Origin of the sequence: Eubacterium ramulus ATCC 29099 (assembly GCF_000469345.1) — a bacterium.
Classification (GTDB): domain Bacteria; phylum Bacillota; class Clostridia; order Lachnospirales; family Lachnospiraceae; genus Eubacterium_I; species Eubacterium_I ramulus.
Map to the genome: position 1 here is coordinate 51000 of NZ_KI271077.1, position 18439 is coordinate 69438.

14 protein-coding genes are annotated in these 18439 nt (G+C 42.1%); 11 read left to right on the forward strand and 3 right to left on the reverse strand.

The window, feature by feature from the left end; genetic code table 11:
* The first annotated feature begins 1 nt into the window (after position 1).
* The 7 genes from polA (at position 2) to HMPREF0373_RS01005 (ending at position 8393) form a co-directional block, all read left to right on the forward strand.
* A complete protein-coding gene (polA, locus tag HMPREF0373_RS00975; protein ID WP_021737668.1) occupies positions 2–2635 on the forward strand; it encodes a DNA polymerase I in 2634 nt (877 codons plus the stop codon).
* Between the two features lie 179 nt (positions 2636–2814).
* Positions 2815–3498 carry a dephospho-CoA kinase gene (gene coaE / locus HMPREF0373_RS00980; RefSeq protein WP_341348887.1) on the forward strand — a complete coding sequence of 228 codons (684 nt, stop codon included), beginning with the start codon at positions 2815–2817 and terminating at the stop codon, positions 3496–3498.
* On the forward strand, positions 3499–4296 hold the full coding sequence (locus HMPREF0373_RS00985; RefSeq protein WP_021737670.1) for an MBL fold metallo-hydrolase: 798 nt from the start codon (positions 3499–3501) through the stop codon (positions 4294–4296). It begins immediately after the preceding gene.
* A gap of 119 nt (positions 4297–4415) precedes the next feature.
* On the forward strand, positions 4416–4715 hold the full coding sequence (locus HMPREF0373_RS00990) for an ACT domain-containing protein (RefSeq protein WP_021737671.1): 300 nt from the start codon (positions 4416–4418) through the stop codon (positions 4713–4715).
* A 29-nt stretch (positions 4716–4744) separates the two neighbouring features.
* Positions 4745–6109, forward strand: coding sequence for a PFL family protein (locus tag HMPREF0373_RS00995; protein WP_021737672.1), 1365 nt, complete (start codon positions 4745–4747; stop codon positions 6107–6109).
* Between the two features lie 287 nt (positions 6110–6396).
* Positions 6397–7113, forward strand: coding sequence for an IMP cyclohydrolase (locus HMPREF0373_RS01000; protein WP_021737673.1), 717 nt, complete (start codon positions 6397–6399; stop codon positions 7111–7113).
* 101 nt (positions 7114–7214) lie between these two features.
* Positions 7215–8393: a phosphoribosylaminoimidazolecarboxamide formyltransferase gene (locus tag HMPREF0373_RS01005; RefSeq protein WP_021737674.1), complete on the forward strand. Its 1179-nt coding sequence runs from the start codon at positions 7215–7217 to the stop codon at positions 8391–8393.
* Between the two features lie 137 nt (positions 8394–8530).
* On the opposite strand, the gene HMPREF0373_RS01010 is transcribed toward HMPREF0373_RS01005, so the two are convergent.
* Entirely contained in the window at positions 8531–9850 is a 1320-nt protein-coding gene (locus HMPREF0373_RS01010; RefSeq protein WP_021737675.1) for an FtsW/RodA/SpoVE family cell cycle protein, read from the reverse strand.
* A gap of 2 nt (positions 9851–9852) precedes the next feature.
* Entirely contained in the window at positions 9853–10221 is a 369-nt protein-coding gene (locus HMPREF0373_RS01015; RefSeq protein WP_044962521.1) for a PadR family transcriptional regulator, read from the reverse strand.
* Between the two features lie 404 nt (positions 10222–10625).
* Here HMPREF0373_RS01015 and HMPREF0373_RS01020 point away from each other — a divergent pair, with 404 nt between their 5' ends.
* Genes HMPREF0373_RS01020 through HMPREF0373_RS01035 form a run of 4 tightly spaced genes read left to right on the forward strand, consistent with a single transcriptional unit; the run spans position 10626 to position 14712 of the window.
* The gene (locus tag HMPREF0373_RS01020) at positions 10626–11642 is read left to right on the forward strand and encodes an aldo/keto reductase (protein ID WP_044962522.1); all 1017 of its coding nucleotides are present in this window, start codon (positions 10626–10628) and stop codon (positions 11640–11642) included.
* Between the two features lie 48 nt (positions 11643–11690).
* Positions 11691–13178 (forward strand): hypothetical protein, encoded by a 1488-nt coding sequence (locus tag HMPREF0373_RS01025; protein WP_021737678.1) that lies wholly within the window; start codon positions 11691–11693, stop codon positions 13176–13178.
* A gap of 29 nt (positions 13179–13207) precedes the next feature.
* Complete coding sequence (locus HMPREF0373_RS01030; protein WP_021737679.1) at positions 13208–13474, forward strand: HTH domain-containing protein; 267 nt, start codon at positions 13208–13210, stop codon at positions 13472–13474.
* Positions 13471–14712 carry a DNA polymerase Y family protein gene (locus HMPREF0373_RS01035; protein ID WP_021737680.1) on the forward strand — a complete coding sequence of 414 codons (1242 nt, stop codon included), beginning with the start codon at positions 13471–13473 and terminating at the stop codon, positions 14710–14712. Before HMPREF0373_RS01030 ends, HMPREF0373_RS01035 begins: the two co-directional genes overlap by 4 nt.
* 142 nt (positions 14713–14854) lie before the next feature.
* Here HMPREF0373_RS01035 and HMPREF0373_RS01040 read toward each other — a convergent pair whose 3' ends face one another.
* Entirely contained in the window at positions 14855–18319 is a 3465-nt protein-coding gene (locus HMPREF0373_RS01040) for a pyruvate carboxylase (RefSeq protein WP_021737681.1), read from the reverse strand.
* Between the last annotated feature and the right edge of the window lie 120 nt (positions 18320–18439).

An 18439-nucleotide genomic window follows, 5' to 3' on the forward strand; every position in this document is an offset into this window, starting at 1 on the left:
TATGAGTAAAAAAATCGTACTGATTGATGGACATAGTATTTTAAACCGTGCCTTTTTCGGAGTTCCGCCGTTGACGAATTCGGAAGGACTGCATACGAATGCAGTATATGGATTTTTAAATATTATGTTCAAGATTCTGGATGAGGAGAAACCGGATTATCTGACAGTGGCTTTTGACCGAAGCGAGCCGACGTTCCGCCATCAGATGTTTGACGCCTATAAAGGAACGAGAAAACCGATGGCTCAGGAATTGCGGGAGCAGGTGCCTGTCATGAAGGAAGTTTTGCAGGCCATGGGCATCAAAATCGTGGAAATGCCGGGGTATGAGGCAGATGATCTGCTTGGAACGATTGCAGGTATGGCAGAAGTACAGGGCATGGATGTCAGTATTATTTCCGGTGACCGTGATCTGTTGCAGCTTGCTACGGAAAAAGTAAAAATCCGGATTCCTAAGACAAAACGAACCGGTACGGAGATTGAAGATTATTATGCAGCTGATGTAGTGGAACGTTATCAGGTTACACCAAAGGAATTTATCGATGTGAAGGCTCTGATGGGTGACAGTTCCGACAATATTCCGGGTGTTCCGGGTATCGGAGAGAAGACTGCTACGAATCTGATCGTTGCTTACAAGAGTATTGAAAATGCCTATGCACATCTGGAAGAAATCACACCAAAACGTGCGAAAACTAATCTGGAAGAGCACTATGATATGGCGCAGATGAGCAAGACACTGGCTACCATCGAAGTACATGTACCGATTGAATTTGACATGGAAGCGGCAAAACTGACAGATTTGTATACACCGGAAGCGTATGTATATATGAAACGCTTGGAGTTCAAAAACATGCTGACCCGTTTTTCAGATGATATGTCACAGAACGATCTGGAAAAATATTTCCATGTGTATCATGAACTTGATGAAATTCAGAACTTTTTTGATGGATTTTCCGCAAAAGAGGCGGCAGTGTCTTTCTTTGAAGAGGCAGGAATTGTGTATGGTCTTGCAGTGGCAAAAAGCAATCAGAACGTTGTTTATCTGACCTGCGGCGGATTTGTGACAGAAGGATATCTGGAAGAACAGGTCCAGAAACTTTGTGACGGACTGGATACACTTATAACGCCTGATTTGAAAGGATTATTGAAGCATGTCCGTGTACCGGAGACAAAGAATTGCATTGACACTACCATCGCCGCATACTTATTGAATCCGTTGAAAAATGAGTATACTTACGATGACCTTGCAAGAGATATTTTGGGACTGATGGTGCCGTCTAAGCTGGATCTGCTTGGAAAGTTAAAGATTAAGAAAGCGGCAGAGGAGAAGCCGGAGGCACTGGAATTGATGGTCTGCTATGAGGCTTATACCTGCATTGCGGCAAAAAATCAGTTGTTGGAACAGTTAGAAGATCACGATATGAAAAAACTGTATGATGAGATCGAGATGCCGCTGGTATATGTGCTGGCAGATATGGAAAAAGAAGGTGTCCGCGCAGAAAAGGCAGAACTGGAAGCGTATGGTGCACAGCTTACTGGCAGAATCTCGGAACTGGAGACTTCCATTTATGAAAAGGCAGGAGAGACGTTTAATATCAATTCTCCGAAACAGCTGGGTGTTATTCTGTTTGAAAAACTGCAGATGCCAAACGGTAAGAAAACAAAAACCGGATACTCTACCGCTGCGGATGTCCTGGAACGTCTGGCTCCGGATTATCCGATCGTATCAGAAATTCTGGAGTATCGTCAGCTTACCAAATTAAAATCCACTTATGCGGATGGACTGGCACTGTGCATTGCTCCGGATGGAAGAATCCACAGTACCTTTAATCAGACGATTACAGCAACAGGGCGTATCAGCAGCACAGAGCCGAATCTGCAGAATATCCCGATTCGTATGGAACTTGGTCGTCTGATCCGAAAAGTTTTTGTGCCAAAAGAAGGGTATGTATTTATCGATGCGGACTATTCTCAGATTGAGCTGCGTGTGCTGGCACATATGTCCGGGGATCAGAACCTGATCGCAGCTTATCAGCATGCAGAAGATATTCACCGGATCACTGCTTCCCAGGTGTTCCATACACCGCTGGAAGCAGTGACAGATCTTCAGAGACGAAATGCAAAAGCGGTAAACTTTGGTATCGTGTATGGTATCAGTTCTTTTGGCCTGAGTCAGGATCTGAGTATTACACGAAAAGAAGCAGAAGGTTATATCGCAAGCTACTTTGAAACCTATCCGGGCATCAAGATATTTCTCGACCGACTGGTAACTGACGCAAAAGAAAAAGGCTATGCAGAGACGATGTTTGGCAGACGCAGACCTGTCCCGGAACTGGCATCAAGCAATTTTATGCAGCGTTCTTTTGGTGAGCGAATTGCTATGAACTCTCCAATCCAGGGAACGGCAGCGGATATTATCAAGATTGCGATGATCCGGGTAAAACAGCGCCTGGAGCGGGAACAGTTAAAATCAAAACTGATCCTGCAGGTGCACGATGAACTTCTGATTGAGGCAGCAGCTGACGAAGAAGAGTATGTAAAAACACTACTGGCAGAGGAAATGCGTCATGCCGCAGATCTGGCTGTAACGCTGGAAGTTGATGTGAAGTCTGGCAGAAACTGGTTTGAAGCACACTGATCTGCGAGGGCGCACATTGTCTGGGAGACAATGGTTTTGCGCCGACCGAAACGAAGTGTAGAGTGCAGTGATTCTGAGGAGATATGTCAGATTATGTTGCGCAGAATCACGCACCAGGTTTCACGTGCATTTGTCATAAATGTCAAGAAATCATTTTTTCAGAAAGGAAATATTCAGAGTTGCTGTATCAAAACAGATATGACAACTCTGAATTAACATACAATGATATGCATTTTATAGGAATTACAGGCGGTGTCGGCGCCGGAAAAACAGCAATTCTGAGCTACCTTGAAAGCAATTATCCATGCCGTGTCATGCTGGCAGATGAAATCGCCCATGATGTGATGGAGCCGGGCAGAGACTGTTATCGGAAGTTACAGGAATTGTTTGCAAAGGATCAGGTATTTGAAGCAGATGGACAGATTGACCGAAAAAGGATGGCACAGGTCTTGTTTTCCGATGAGGAGAAACGGCTTGCACTAAATAATATCGTACATCCGGCGGTAAAGCAGTATGTTATTGATGAAATGAACCGGGAGCGTGCGGAACAGAAGAATAAAGTGCTGATTTTGGAAGCTGCTCTTCTGATCGAAGAACATTATGATGAAATTTGTGACGAACTGTGGTATATTTATACTTCTGAGAAAAATCGGAGAGAACGATTGAAGTTAAATCGTGGGTATTCCGATGAAAAAATTGACAATATTTTTGCCAGCCAGCTTTCAGAGAGTACTTATCGGGAAGTATGCAGAGAAGAAATCGATAACAATCATCTGCCGGAAGATGCATTCAGCCAGATTGATGCATTAATGAAAGCACGCCAGGTAGAAAAAGTACAGAAGCGTCAGACAACGGAGGAATAAATGGAATTATGTAGTATAGCAAGCGGCAGCAGTGGAAACTGTATTTATGCAGGTACGGATCACTGTCATGTCCTTGTGGATGCCGGAATCAGCGGCAAACGGATTGAAGCCGGACTCAATGAGATCGGACTGAAAACGGCAGAGATGGACGGGATTCTTGTAACGCATGAGCATTCTGATCACATCAAAAGTCTTGGAGTCCTGGCAAGGAAATATGGACTTCCCATGTATGCCACACAGGGAACTATTGATGCCATAAAAGAAAAATCAGCCATCGGAAAAGTGGATGAATCCCTGTTTCGTGTGATTCATCCGGAGGAGGATTTTACCATCGGGGATATGAGGATTTCCCCGGTACCGACGTCCCATGATGCGGCAGAACCGGTGGCATATATGATGTATCAGGGCGATAAATCCATGGGAATTATCACAGATCTAGGAAAATATGATAATTATATTGTAGACAAATTGCAGGGATTGGATGTATTATTGTTAGAAGCCAATCATGATGTACATATGTTGCAGGCAGGAACGTATCCGTATCAGTTAAAACGGAGAATCCTTGGAGACCGGGGACATTTGTCCAATGACCTGTCCGGGCAGCTGCTTGGCAAAGTATTGCATGACGGGTTTAAAAAAGTGATTTTAGGTCATTTGAGCAAAGAGAATAATTATCCGCAGCTTGCATGGGAGACCGTCCGTATGGAAGTGACTATGGGAGAAAATCCCTACAAGGGAAGTGATTTTCCGATGGTAGTTGCCAAGCGGGATGAGGTTTCTGAATTAGTCAGGATATAATGAGCGCAAGAGAGTCAGAGGGAGCTTGCTCACACTTGACGAACGGCGAAATTATTGAGTGATGAAATCACGAGATAATAATCTTTTTGTGACCGTAATTTTGAGAGAGGAGAGCGCATATGCGCGAGAACACAATGGAAAAGACAACAGACAAAACAATTATCACAGTAGTAGGAAAAGACACCGTAGGTATTATTGCAAAAGTATGCACCTACCTTGCAAGTAACAGTATCAACGTACTGGATATTTCCCAGACAATTGTACAGGATTTCTTTAATATGATGATGATCGTGGATATGAGCAGCTCAGCAAAACCATTTGCAGACTGCGTAAAAGAATTAGAGCAGCTTGGCGAAGAAATTGGCGTAAAGATCAGATGCCAGAGAGAAGAAATTTTTGATATGATGCACCGCATCTAAGAAAATACTGGAAAAGGAGATTACGACCAATGATAAATATGTTTGAAGTAAATGAGACGAACAAGATGATCGAGCAGGAAAACCTGGATGTTCGTACCATTACACTGGGAATCAGTTTATTAGACTGTATTGATTCTGATCTGGATAAAGTAAATCAGAATATTTATAATAAAATCACTACGCTGGCGAAAGATCTTGTAAAAACAGGAAAAACAATCGAAAACCGTTACAGTATTCCGATTGTAAACAAACGAATTTCTGTAACTCCGATCGCTATGATCGGTGCAGCTGCCTGCAAAAAGCCGGAAGATTATGTGACGATCGCACAGACCTTAGACCGTGTGGCAGCAGAAGTAGGTGTCAACTTCATTGGCGGATATTCCGCATTGGTAAGCAAAGGTATGACAACTGCGGATGAACTGCTGATCCGTTCCATTCCACAGGCACTTGCCTGCACGGAGCGCGTCTGCAGCTCTGTAAACCTTGGTTCTACCAAGACAGGTATCAATATGGATGCTGTACGTCTTATGGGTGAAATCGTCAAAGAGACAGCAGAATATACAAAAGATGCAGATTCTCTTGGCTGTGCAAAACTGGTAGTATTCTGTAATGCACCGGATGACAATCCATTTATGGCAGGTGCGTTCCACGGTGTGACAGAAGCAGATGCCATCATCAATGTGGGTGTCAGCGGACCTGGTGTTGTAAAGACTGCACTGGAAAAAGTAAGAGGCGAGAGCTTCGAGGTACTGTGTGAGACAATCAAAAAGACCGCATTCAAGATTACCCGTGTCGGTCAGCTGGTAGCAAAAGAAGCTTCCAAAATGCTTGGTATTCCGTTTGGAATCATTGATCTGTCTCTGGCTCCGACACCGGCAGTTGGTGACAGTGTAGCGGAAATCCTTGAGGAGATCGGTCTGGAGTACGCCGGAGCACCGGGTACAACGGCAGCATTAGCTATGCTGAACGATCAGGTGAAAAAAGGTGGTATCATGGCATCTTCCTATGTTGGTGGATTAAGTGGTGCTTTTATCCCAGTCAGTGAAGATCAGGGAATGATCGATGCCGTAAAAGCAAATGCACTGACTTTAGAAAAATTAGAGGCGATGACTTGTGTATGCTCCGTAGGTCTGGATATGATCGCTATTCCTGGAGATACACCGGCTACAACAATTTCCGGTATTATTGCCGATGAGATGGCAATCGGTATGGTAAATCAGAAAACCACAGCGGTTCGTCTGATTCCGGTTATCGGAAAAGGTGTTGGCGAGATGGTAGAGTTTGGTGGCCTGTTAGGCTATGCACCGATCATGCCGGTAAACCAGTATTCCTGCGCAAACTTTGTAAATCGTCAGGGACGTATTCCGGCTCCAATCCACAGCTTCAAAAATTAACCGTACAGTTCACTTGTCACATGTATCTATTATCCCCACAGTATAACCGGCTGTGGGGATTTTTGAAAAAAGATATATTAATAAATCTAATAAAAATAAGTAAATAAATTAATGGTATTAATAAGAATCGGTGGTTGTAAAAATATATTTGGCATGTTACACTTTGAATAGATGAGAAAAATTCACAGCAGGATTCATTTTTATCAAAAAAGAAATCAAAAAAGAACGGTGAATGATTCTATAATAATTAACCATGACAAGGGGTACCACACGAAGGAGGACATGATATGGAAATGCGTTCTATTGCAAAGCAGTTACAGGAGAATTCTTACCCGGGAAGAGGCATTATCATCGGCAGAACATCCGATGGAAGTAAAGCCGTTACCGCGTACTTTATCATGGGAAGAAGTGAAAACAGCAGAAACCGTGTATTTGTAGAGGATGGTGAAGGCATCCGCACACAGGCATACGATCCGTCTAAATTGGAAGATCCGAGTCTTATTATCTACGCACCGGTTCGTGTATTGGGAAATAAAACAATTGTAACAAACGGAGATCAGACAGATACCATTTATGATCAGATGGATCGCCAGATGACATTTGAGCAGTCTTTACGCTGCCGTGAGTTTGAGCCGGACGGTCCGAACTACACACCGCGTATTTCCGGTATCATGCATGTGGAAAACGGAAAATTCAGTTATGCAATGTCTATTTTAAAGAGCAACAATGGCAATCCGGATGGATGTAACCGTTATACATTCGCTTATGAGACACCGGCTGCAGGTGAGGCACGTTTCATCCATACTTATATGAACGATGGCAATCCGCTTCCAAGCTTTGAAGGAGAGCCGGAGCTGATAGATGTTGTGGATAATATTGATGAGTATACAAAGCTTTTATGGGAGAGTTTAAATGTAGATAATAAAGTTTCCCTGTTTGTACGTTATATCAACATTGCAGACGGTACTTATGAGACACGTATCGTAAACAAACATCAGGATTAATTTTTATCGACATTATTTTTTGTTGAAATAAAAACACGGCAAGTCATGCAGATATTTGATAAAAACGTTTGTGTGAACACATAGTTATCGGAGGAATCAGAATGAACGAATTAGAGTTAAAATATGGCTGTAACCCAAATCAGAAACCATCCCGTATTTATATGGAGAACGGTGCAGATCTGCCAATCAAAGTATTAAACGGAAAACCGGGATACATCAACTTCCTGGATGCGTTCAACGGCTGGCAGTTAGTACGTGAGTTGAAAGCAGCAACCGGACTTCCGGCAGCAACATCTTTCAAACACGTATCTCCGGCTGGCGCAGCAGTAGGACTTCCTTTGACAGAGACAGAGAGCAAAATCTACTGGGTAGATGATCTTGGTGAACTTTCTCCGCTGGCAAGTGCTTATGCAAGAGCCAGAGGTGCAGACCGTATGTCTTCTTTCGGTGATTTTATTTCTCTGTCTGATGTTTGCGATGCAAGTACAGCAAAAATCATCAAACGTGAAGTTTCCGATGGTGTGATCGCTCCGGGTTACGAGCCGGAAGCACTGGAAATCCTGAAAGCAAAAAAAGGTGGTAAATATAACGTTATCGAAATCGATCCAAACTATGTTCCGGACCCGATTGAGCACAAACAGGTATTTGGTGTGACTTTTGAGCAGGGAAGAAATGAGCTGAAAATCGACCGCGATTTCCTTGGAAATATTGTGACAGAGAATAAAGAAATTCCGGATTCTGCTAAAATCGACCTGATCATTTCGCTGATCACACTGAAATATACACAGTCCAACTCTGTATGTTATGCAAAAGGTGGTCAGGCCATCGGAATCGGTGCAGGACAGCAGTCCAGAATCCATTGTACACGTCTGGCAGGACAGAAAGCAGATAACTGGTTCCTTCGTCAGGCTCCACAGGTATTAAATCTTCAGTTTGTAGATGGCATCAAACGTGCAGACCGTGACAATGCGATCGATCTTTACATCGGAGATGAGTACATGGATGTGCTTGCAGATGGCGCATGGGAGAATATCTTTAAAGTAAAACCACCTGTATTTACAGCAGAGGAGAAACGCGCATGGCTGGATAAAAATACAGACGTTGCACTGGGATCTGACGCATTCTTCCCATTTGGTGACAATATTGAGCGTGCACACAAGAGCGGCGTAAAATATGTGGCTGAGCCGGGCGGATCCATTCGTGATGATCATGTCATTGATACCTGCAACAAATACAATATGGCAATGTGCTTTACAGGTATCCGTCTGTTCCATCACTAAATCTCACGTGCGTTCGACTTGAATGATAGAGCAAAAATAGAATAAAAATGAAATATCCGGCAGAGGTCAGATACATCAAAGGTGCATCTGGAAATCTGTCGGATGTTTTTATTAAAAGTACTTTCTTGCGTTATAAGTCATTCCTGTTCAATTGTAAAATGAATACGCAAGTGTTTCTGTCTGGTTTCATCAATGAGATTCTGATTTCGGTAGATACTCAGCAAAATACCAACAAATATATAGGAAATGATCGTAACGCTTCCACCATAGGAAAATAGTGGGAGAAATCCGTATGTCATTGGAATGAAACCAAGGTTCATAAGAAAATATTTGAAAACTTCTACGGTCAAAACCAGACTGCATCCAAGTCCAACAATCATACCAAGTTGATTTTTCTGGTTTAAAGCCAGATAAAACAGACGAATACAGAATACAATAAATAAAACAGCAAGAATACAAGCTGGAATGATACCATATCGTGATGTTACATTTACGACCATGTAATCACTGATCAGGGAATTCAGATCCATGATTAAAGTCGTACTGTGCCCAAACAAAGCACTTCTTGTCATTGCTTCATGTACCATAGACTGATTTGCATTTTCAACGGAAAACGGATAGATCCAGTTGGAAATGCGGGCAGAAACATACGGTGGGAACAGATTTTGAAATTTGTACGGTACCAGTAAGGAAAGTGTCGGAATGCCAACTACGCAACTCCAGAGTATTGGTAAAACGATTCTTTTGTGAACCGGATACCAATTGTTACAAATTACCACAGTAACAAGTACGGCACTTATAAATGCAAGAACCAGTTTATAAGATGCAAAGAACCATTGGTAACGCATTAGCAGGATAGATGCAAGCATAAATCCAACAGGAATCAGCAGATGATACCAGCTTCGTTTTCGAAATTTGTACAGTAATCCGCAAAAAATGGGGATACTGAGCAGATAAGGAATTGTTACCGCATTGGAAAAGAGGCGTACAAATTGCATATCCTGCAAGATAAGAAATACAAGATAAAGGATGGCCAGTACACCAGAGTGTTGAAAAATCCGACTGTAATCTGTTTTACAGATAAAAAGCATGATTCCAAATCCGATCATCAGATAAATAATCTGTTTTCTTAACAGTGAAATAGTTGTAAAATCCGAAGTTCCCTTGCATATCATTCCAATCGTAAACACTCCAAGCAGGGAGATCATGGCTGTCAGAATGACCATACTCCAGGACATTTTCGGTTTGTGAACGGCGTCAAGTGACACTCCTGTTTCTACTGGATCACCCATATCCAGCACAGCTCTGCGTTCCGCATCATAAGCCGTCAGTCCCTGAGCGCGGTAGGCCTCTTCCTGATCTTCGATGTGAGAGGTGATTTCATGCGCTACCAGTTCTTTTGCACGTTTGTTTCGAATCTGCTCCAGCAGCAGTTCCATATATCGTTTTTTGCTCATACCTAGCCCTCCATCTGTGGTTTCAATACTGGAAAGATGGTATTTCGATCAGCTGTCAGGATATTAGCAACAGCCGAAGAATATTCTTTCCATTCTTCTTTTTTCTGAGAGAGAAAATTTTTTCCATTTTTTGTCAACGAATAATATTTTCGTGTTTTTTGGCCGATGGAATCTTCGTAAGAAGAAACATAGCCTTTTTCTTCCAGAGAGTGAAGCAGCGGGTAAAGAGTGCCTGCCTTCAACTGAAATACATTCTGGGATTTTTCCTGTAATGTTTCAATCATTTCGTAACCGTACATGTCTTTTTCTTCCAAAAGCCGTAAAATCAGCATTGTAGTGCTTCCGGAAATCAGACTTTTGTCTACTGCCATAAGTGAATCCTCCTTTGAAATAGATGGGTATCGGTATTTAGTTAAAAGTATCTCCATTTGTAATTGCTTATGGAACTTTATCTAAATGAACCAGAACTCATATTTTACTATATAGATTATCTATATATAATATATATCGAACATCTATATATGTCAAGATAAGAATGGAATGAAAAAAGATAATATGTTACAATGGGTTACAGTTCACGCATCACATGTATTCAGGTAATGATCATGCTTGCATGAGGAATTACCTGGATACATAGTGATGAAGGGAGCTCCTTTTTATGAGCAAAAACAGTAGCGATAGCTACGGAGAAGCCCAAAAGGGCGTTTTGCGAATGGCGCGTGTGAACTGTAACTATAATAGGGGAAACACTAGTCTGAAAAAAAAGAGGGATAGTATGGGGAACGATATTTATGAAAGTGGCAAACTATGCAGATATGGCAAAATACCAGGACTGGAAAAACCAGTTTCACGCATGATCTTTGGCACAGCCATCGGTCCGATGATAGAAGGAAAAAATGCAGATGAGCTATTAGATGCAGCGTTTGCAAAAGGAATGAATACATTTGATACAGCAAGAGGCTATGGACGGGCAGAAGAATCACTTGGCGGCTGGATGAAGCGACGCAACAATCGTGAACAGGTAGTGGTGATCAGTAAATGTGGAAATTGTGATTCAGACGGTTCGGTGTGCGTAAATCGAAAGGTGATCGAGACAGAACTGGTTGAGAGCTTACAGGCATTACAGACAGACTACATCGACATCTATCTTTTACATCGTGATGATCCAAAGACACCAGTCAGTGAGATGATTGATACATTAAATAAACTGCAAAAAACTGGAAAAATCAAGGTGTTTGGAGTATCAAACTGGACACATGAGAGAATTGAAGAAGCAAATCGTTATGCAAAAGAGCATCAGCTTCAGGGATTTTCTATTTCAAGTCCTCATTTTGGACTGGCAGAGCAGGTAGCTGACCCATGGGGCGGTAGCTGTGTAACCATAACCGGAAAACAGAACCAAGCGGCCCGAAACTGGTATCAGGAGAATCAGATGCCAATCATCGCGTATTCCAGTCTGGCGCGTGGGTTAATGGCAGGCAGGATCAAAAGCAGTCAGGAAGTACAGGCGGCAGAAATATTAGATTCATTTTGCGTGAAAGGCTATGTCTGCCATGATAATTTTGAACGTCTGGCACGTTGTGAAGAACTGGCAGAGAAAAAAGGCTGCACCGTGTCACAGATTGCACTTGCCTGGATGTTCCGACAGGATTTGAATATATATGTGCTTGTGAGTACAACAAGGGCATTCCGACTGGAAGAAAATCTGCGTGCATTTACAGTGAACTTATCTGAGGAAGAAAATCGTTATCTGAACGCAGGTCGCAAAGCAGCTGGGTTCATGAGCAAGTAGTGAAAGCGGATTGCGAATGTCCGCCTTAGGAAATAGGAGAGAGAAACTATGACACAGTGCAAGGAGATAGCAAAACAGTTAAAGAAAATGTTGTCTATATATTCAATAGAGGAAAAAGAATCTGAATTGCTTCCAGAATTTACAGAGCCGTTTCGATTTCAGGAAACATTGTTTCAACAATGTCGGAATGCTGCGGATGAATTGAGTTATCTTGGAAGTTGTTTGTCCTGTGAAAGCGGAGATTTTCCCGATATGTTCTATGGAATTTATCAGGGAAACCGCCTGCATTTTGCATCGAGTGCAACTTTAGATGGAGGATGTAATCATGTGAGGTTCTTTGGCGTATCTGTAACTGCATTAGCCTGTAATGACAGGGAATTTGTGGAAAAAGCGATGCCACATAGTCTTGGCCTTTGTGGCACGGCAGTCCCATATGATACGATTCCGAATCTGTTTATGGGAATATTTTACAAAGATGAAACGATGATGAATGAAGCACTTGTATTGGCAGAAAAGTTTCTGGCACGAAAACAGCGTAAGTATGATATTTTAATTGTTCAGTATCTTATGGATTTGTGGGAAAAACGTACAGAAAATCTGACGGAACTTATAGAACAAATTTGTATAGAAGAACAGCGTGTAACAGAAAATACTACATATATCGGCTATGGAAATGAAAAATATAATAAAGTGATTAATATTTTTGCACACGGTCTGTTCGCTTTGGCAGAGCATTATCTTGGAGCAGAATTGTTTGAAACAATAGCACTTCCAAATGTAAAATCATTCTGCAAAGAATATGAGTTATATCGTTGTGGACATAAACAGAATGGCGAACTACTGGTAAATTATCCTGAAAACTATGGGTATCTGAATCAGATTTCGGATTTAATTCCTCAAATTACATTAAAAGAAAACGGAAAGAAGAAAAGTATTGTTGATACAGAGTTATTTGCTGATAAGCTTTTTCAAAAGGTTTATTCCTCAGGCAAGTTACAACACATAGTAAAACGTGATATTGCGTGGATTGCAGCGTGGGGAACAACAGAAGAATTTTTACAGAAATTTCGAGAAGATGATGAAATGCAGTATTTTTATGACAGAGGCCTGATATACTATGCACTGTCTAATCCGGATATGGGAAGCTGCTATGAAATATCTTCGTTTTTATTGTCAAGATGTAATAAGGAAAAGAAAAATTGTATTTTAGAAAAGAAAACCAGAGATTTTGATGGGCCATATCATATGTTATTCCGAAGAAAAAATTACGATGTTTTGCAGACAGCAGAACTTTGTGAACAACTGTTTGAAGCAGGTGCGGATCCTAATCAGGCAGGGGAGAAAAATGTACTTCCGATTGAACTGATGATGGCGTTGCCGTTTACAGAAGAAGAATTGCATCCACTATATGATATTTGGATGAAGCTGCCGGCAGTAGATTTAAAATTACATACATTTGATGGGAAGCAGCCAATTGATTTTGCTAAAAAATATAAGCGAAAAAAATTAGCGACATGGATAAAGGCACAGTTATAAAAAAGAAAATGTAGAGGGTGAGTATCTATATGAATATTAGAGATTTAATTGGAGAGGCAACAGAATATGATAAAAAGTTAGAACTTGATGTCACTCAAGATGTCACTCAAGATGTTAATTCAAATGATTTGGATACACAGATTATATATTTAATAAAGAAAGATGATAAGATAAGTACAGAACAAATGTCAAAAATATTAGAGGTAAGTACAAGGACGATAAAGCGACATATAAAGGAGATGAATAATATTAAGTATATTGGCAGTGGATATAGTGGGCATTGGGAGATACTATGATAATAAACGATAATTCTATTATTTTTCACATTGATGTAAATTCTGCCTATTTAAGCTGGAGTGCATTGCGGGAATTACAAAATGGAAGCAAACTGGATCTGCGCACGATTCCGTCCATTGTAGGCGGAGATCAGGAAACTCGCCACGGAATCGTTGTTGCAAAATCCATTCCGGCAAAAGCCTTTGGAATTCAGACGGCGGAAACCGTTGCCAGTGCATTTCAAAAGTGTCCGACACTTGTGATGGTTCCACCGGATCACACCTATTACCGGGAAATGAGCCAGAAACTGATGCATCATCTGCGTAGTATCTGTGATGAAATTGAGCAGGTCAGCATCGATGAGTGTTATATGTCTTTTGAACCAATTCGAAGTCAGTTTCCGACTCCGGAGGCAGCAGCAGCTTATATTAAAGACAGCGTATATGACACCTTTGGATTTACAGTAAACGTGGGAATCTCGGACCGAAAAGTATTGGCAAAAATGGCATCCGATTTCAAAAAGCCAAATCTGGTTCACACTTTATATGTAAGTGAAATCCAGAAAAAACTCTGGCCATTGCCAATTGGTTCCTTACATATGTGTGGAAAAAGCAGTGCAAAATTGTTGCAGAAAATGGGAATCCGTACCATTGGAGATTTGGCGCATACGGATAAGGCAGTAGTAGAAAGCTGGCTGAAAAGCCATGGTGGAATGCTCTGGAATTATGCAAACGGCATCGATGAAGGGCAGGTTGTAAAAGAAAGACCAAAAGCAAAAGGAGTAGGAAATTCCACCACACTGGCAAACAATGCAGAAACAGAAGAAGAAGCATATGCCGTATTAAAAGAACTTGCAACCAGTGTCTCAGTGCGCCTGAAAAAACATCATTTTCTGGCAGCACAGATCAGCACGGAGATCAAATATGCATCTTTTCGTTCCGTATCACACCAGACAACGATATTGACACCGACAGCAGAGGAAGCGGAAATCTATCAGTGTGCCTGTCAGCTGTTTGATGAACTCTGGGATGGCGAACCAATCCGTCTGCTTGGAATCCGAACCACAAAATTGCAGGATGAAGAAGAACCGACACAGATCAGTCTGTTCGATCTGGCAAGGTATCAGGAGCAGGAAAAAAAGGAAGAACTGAGGCGTGAAAAAGAAGCACAGAAACAGAAAAAACTGGCAAGTTTAGACGATGCGATCGCAAAAATAAAAAAGCGTTATGGAGCTGATGCCATTCATAAGGGCGTGTAAGCAGAATCTGTTGCGCTAGCGGCTCCATAACGTAGAAAACGAAAAAATGTAAAAAAGAAAACAGCATAGCAAGACGATAGAAAAGCGCTCGTGTCTGCTATGTTGTTTTCTTTATACTAATTTCGTTTTCGGACGTTACACCTTATTTCGCAATATGGAAGGATATCAACAGATCATCCTGTGATACGGTATCTCCCTGCTGAACATAAATCTTGTCGACGGTACCGGTAATCTTGGATACAACAGTTGTCTCCATTTTCATGGCCTCTACAGTGAGAAGTGGCATGTTTTCTGTTACGGCATCGCCTTCTTTTACAAGAACTTTTCCAACTGTACCTGGGATAGAAGAACCAAGATGCTGCGGGTTTGTCTTGTCAGCTTTCAGCTTGCGGTCAGCTTTGATCTCAAGATTCTTATCCTGGATCTTGACAGTACGAAGCATACCATTTACCTGGAACGTAAGAGTGCGAACACCATTTTCATCCGGTTCACCTTCCTCCAGATATTTGATCAGAAGCTGTTTTCCTTCACCGATATTCAGGTAAGTCTCTTCGCCTTTGCGTAATCCGTAGAAGTAAACATGACTTTCCAGACGGGTTACATCATTGTACATCTGGAAATGCTCGCAGTAATCTTCATAAACCTTCGGATACAGGGCATAGCTGATCGCTTTCTGGTTCATGACTTCTTCCGATTTATCACCATAATTATATTTCTCAACCAGATGCTTTTTGATAGATTCAAAATCAACCGGTGGGAGAGATTTACCCGGGCGGTCTGTCAGCGGTTCGATGTCTTTCAGAACGATTTTCTGAAGCTCCTTCGGGAATCCGCCGTAAGGCTGTCCCATCATACCCTGGAAGTAGGAGACGACAGAATCCGGATAAGAAAGTCCTGCACCTGCAGTTAGGATGTTTTCTTTTGTCAGGCCATTTTTAAACATAAAGATGGCCAGATCACCAACAGCTTTCGAAGTCGGAGTAACTTTTACGATATTTCCAAGCAGATCATTGGCATCTTTGTATAATGCTTTGATGGATTCAAATTCATCTGCAGAACCCATGCTTGTAACCTGAGCCAAAAGGTTGGAATACTGTCCACCAGGAATTTCATATTTGTAAATTTCGGCATTCGGAGCTTTCATATCACTTTCAAACTGCTCGTAAACTTTACGGATGCGGCCGTAGTAGCGGCTGAGCTCATCCAGTTCCTCAAAATCGAGACCCGTATCACGTTTGCTTCCCCGCAGAGCTTCTACAACCGCATTCATGGAAGGCTGACTTGTCATGGAAGACATGGATTCAATGGCCAGATCCACGATATCTACACCTGCCTCGGCGGCCATCAGAACAGTGCTCACACCATTTCCGGTAGAATCGTGTGTATGCAGATGGAGCGGCACATGAAGTTCTTTCTTCAGAGCAGTTACGAGCTCTTTTGCAGCACGCGGTTTTAACAGTGCTGCCATGTCTTTGATGGCAATGGAATGACATCCTAAGGATTCCAGTTCAAGGGCCATATTTACATAATAATCCAGCGTGTATTTTGTCTCTTTCGGGCTTGTGATATCGCCGGTATAACAAATGGTTCCTTCAACGATCTTACCTGTTTTTAATGCCTCATCAATCGGCATTTTCATATTTTCAACCCAGTTCAGACTATCAAAAATACGGAACACATCAATACCATGGGAAGCGGAGATTTTAATAAATTCCTGAACAACATTGTCCGGATAGTTGCTGTATCCAACGGCATTAGAAGCACGCAGCAGCATCTGGATCAGAGTGTTTGGCATACGGTTTCTGAGAAGTTCCAGACGTTTCCACGGAGATTCTTTTAAGAAACGGTATGCTGTATCATAAGTAGCACCGCCCCATGCTTCGACAGAAAAAGCATTCTGCATGTATGCGTTTGTAGCATAGGCAGCACCGCACAGGTCTTTGCTTCTCATTCGTGTCGCCATCAGAGACTGCTGTGCATCACGCATAGTAGTATCTGTTACATATAATTTATCTTCTTTCAGAATTTTTTGCATAAAACCTTCGGCACCAAGCTTCAGAAATTCGTCACGGGCACCGTATATTGGTTTAGACTGATCCAACTTTGGAAGCACACGGTTTTCATAGTGCGGTTTCTGACCTTTCTGGGAGTTGACAATACGGTCACCGATGAATTCAATGATTTTGGTTGCGCGGTCTTGACTCTGTGTGAGCTGGAACAGCTCCGGTGTTTCCTCAATGAAAGTTGTATAACATTTTCCGGCAACAAAGGTCGGATGATGCAGTACATTGATCAGGAACGGAATATTTGTTTTTACGCCACGGATACGCATTTCCTGTAAGGTACGGATCGATTTGCGAACAGCACCGGCAAACGTGCGGTCGTGGGAGATTGCTTTTACCAGAAGGCTATCGTAGTAAGGTGAGATGACAGCTCCTGTGTAGGCATTACCACCATCAAGACGGATACCTTTTCCGGAACCGGAACGGTAAACAGTGATCTCACCGGTATCCGGCATAAAGTTATTTGCAGGATCCTCGGTGGTGACACGGGTCTGGATGGAGTAACCATCGCAGTGAACATCGTCCTGAGATTTGATATTGATCTCATCTGAATCAAGCGGATAACCTTCCGCCACCAGAATCTGAGACTGCACCAGATCAATATTTGTGATTTCCTCGCTGACAGTATGCTCCACCTGGATACGAGGATTCATTTCGATAAAGTATGGGTTGTTGTCTGCATCAACCAGGAACTCCAGAGTACCTGCATTGCGGTAGCCAACTGCTTGGGAAAGGCGGATCGCAGAGTCAAAAATAATCTGACGGGTCTCATCCGGGATAGAAAATGCAGGTGCATATTCTACCACTTTCTGATGACGGCGTTGTACGGAACAGTCACGGTCATACAGATGAACGACATTTCCGTAATTATCACCTAAAATCTGTACTTCGATATGCTTTGGTGCACGCAGGTATTTCTCAATGAAAATCTTGTCGTCGCCGAATGCTTTCTTGGATTCATTTTTTGCTTCATTAAACTCTTTTTCCAGATCTTCCATCGTGTTTACGATACGCATACCGCGTCCGCCACCACCGTTGGAAGCTTTCAGCATAATCGGAAAACCGACTTCTGCTGCAATTTTTGTTGCTGTGTCAATATCTTTGATCGCGTAATCAACACCGGGAATAATCGGTACCTGCGCATCAATGGCCATTTTTTTGGAAGAAATCTTATCGCCCATTGCATTCATGATCTGGCTGGAAGGTCCGATAAATACAATGCCGTTTCGCTCACAGGCATCTACAAAATCCGGATTCTCTGATAAAAATCCATAGCCTGGATGGATAGCATCGACATTAGCTGCCAGCGCGATCTTGATGATCGTATCAATATCGAGATAGGCATCGATCGGACCTTTTTCCGGATTCAGCGGATAAGATTCATCTGCTTTGGAACGGAAGAGTGCATAACGGTCTTCCTTGGAATAAATGCTGACGGTTGTGATTCCCAGCTCATTTAAGGCTCGGAATACACGGATGGCGATCTCGCCACGATTTGCTACCAGAACTTTTTTAAATTTTCTGATCTGTACCTGATTGTTCATGTGTCATACTCCTTTGATTTAACTCTTTCTTAATTATTGAAAATTTTCCCCTCAGTGCCGAATGTTTGACACCATGTTTAAAAGTATATGGAAATTGAAAGAAAAATGCAAGAGAAAAAA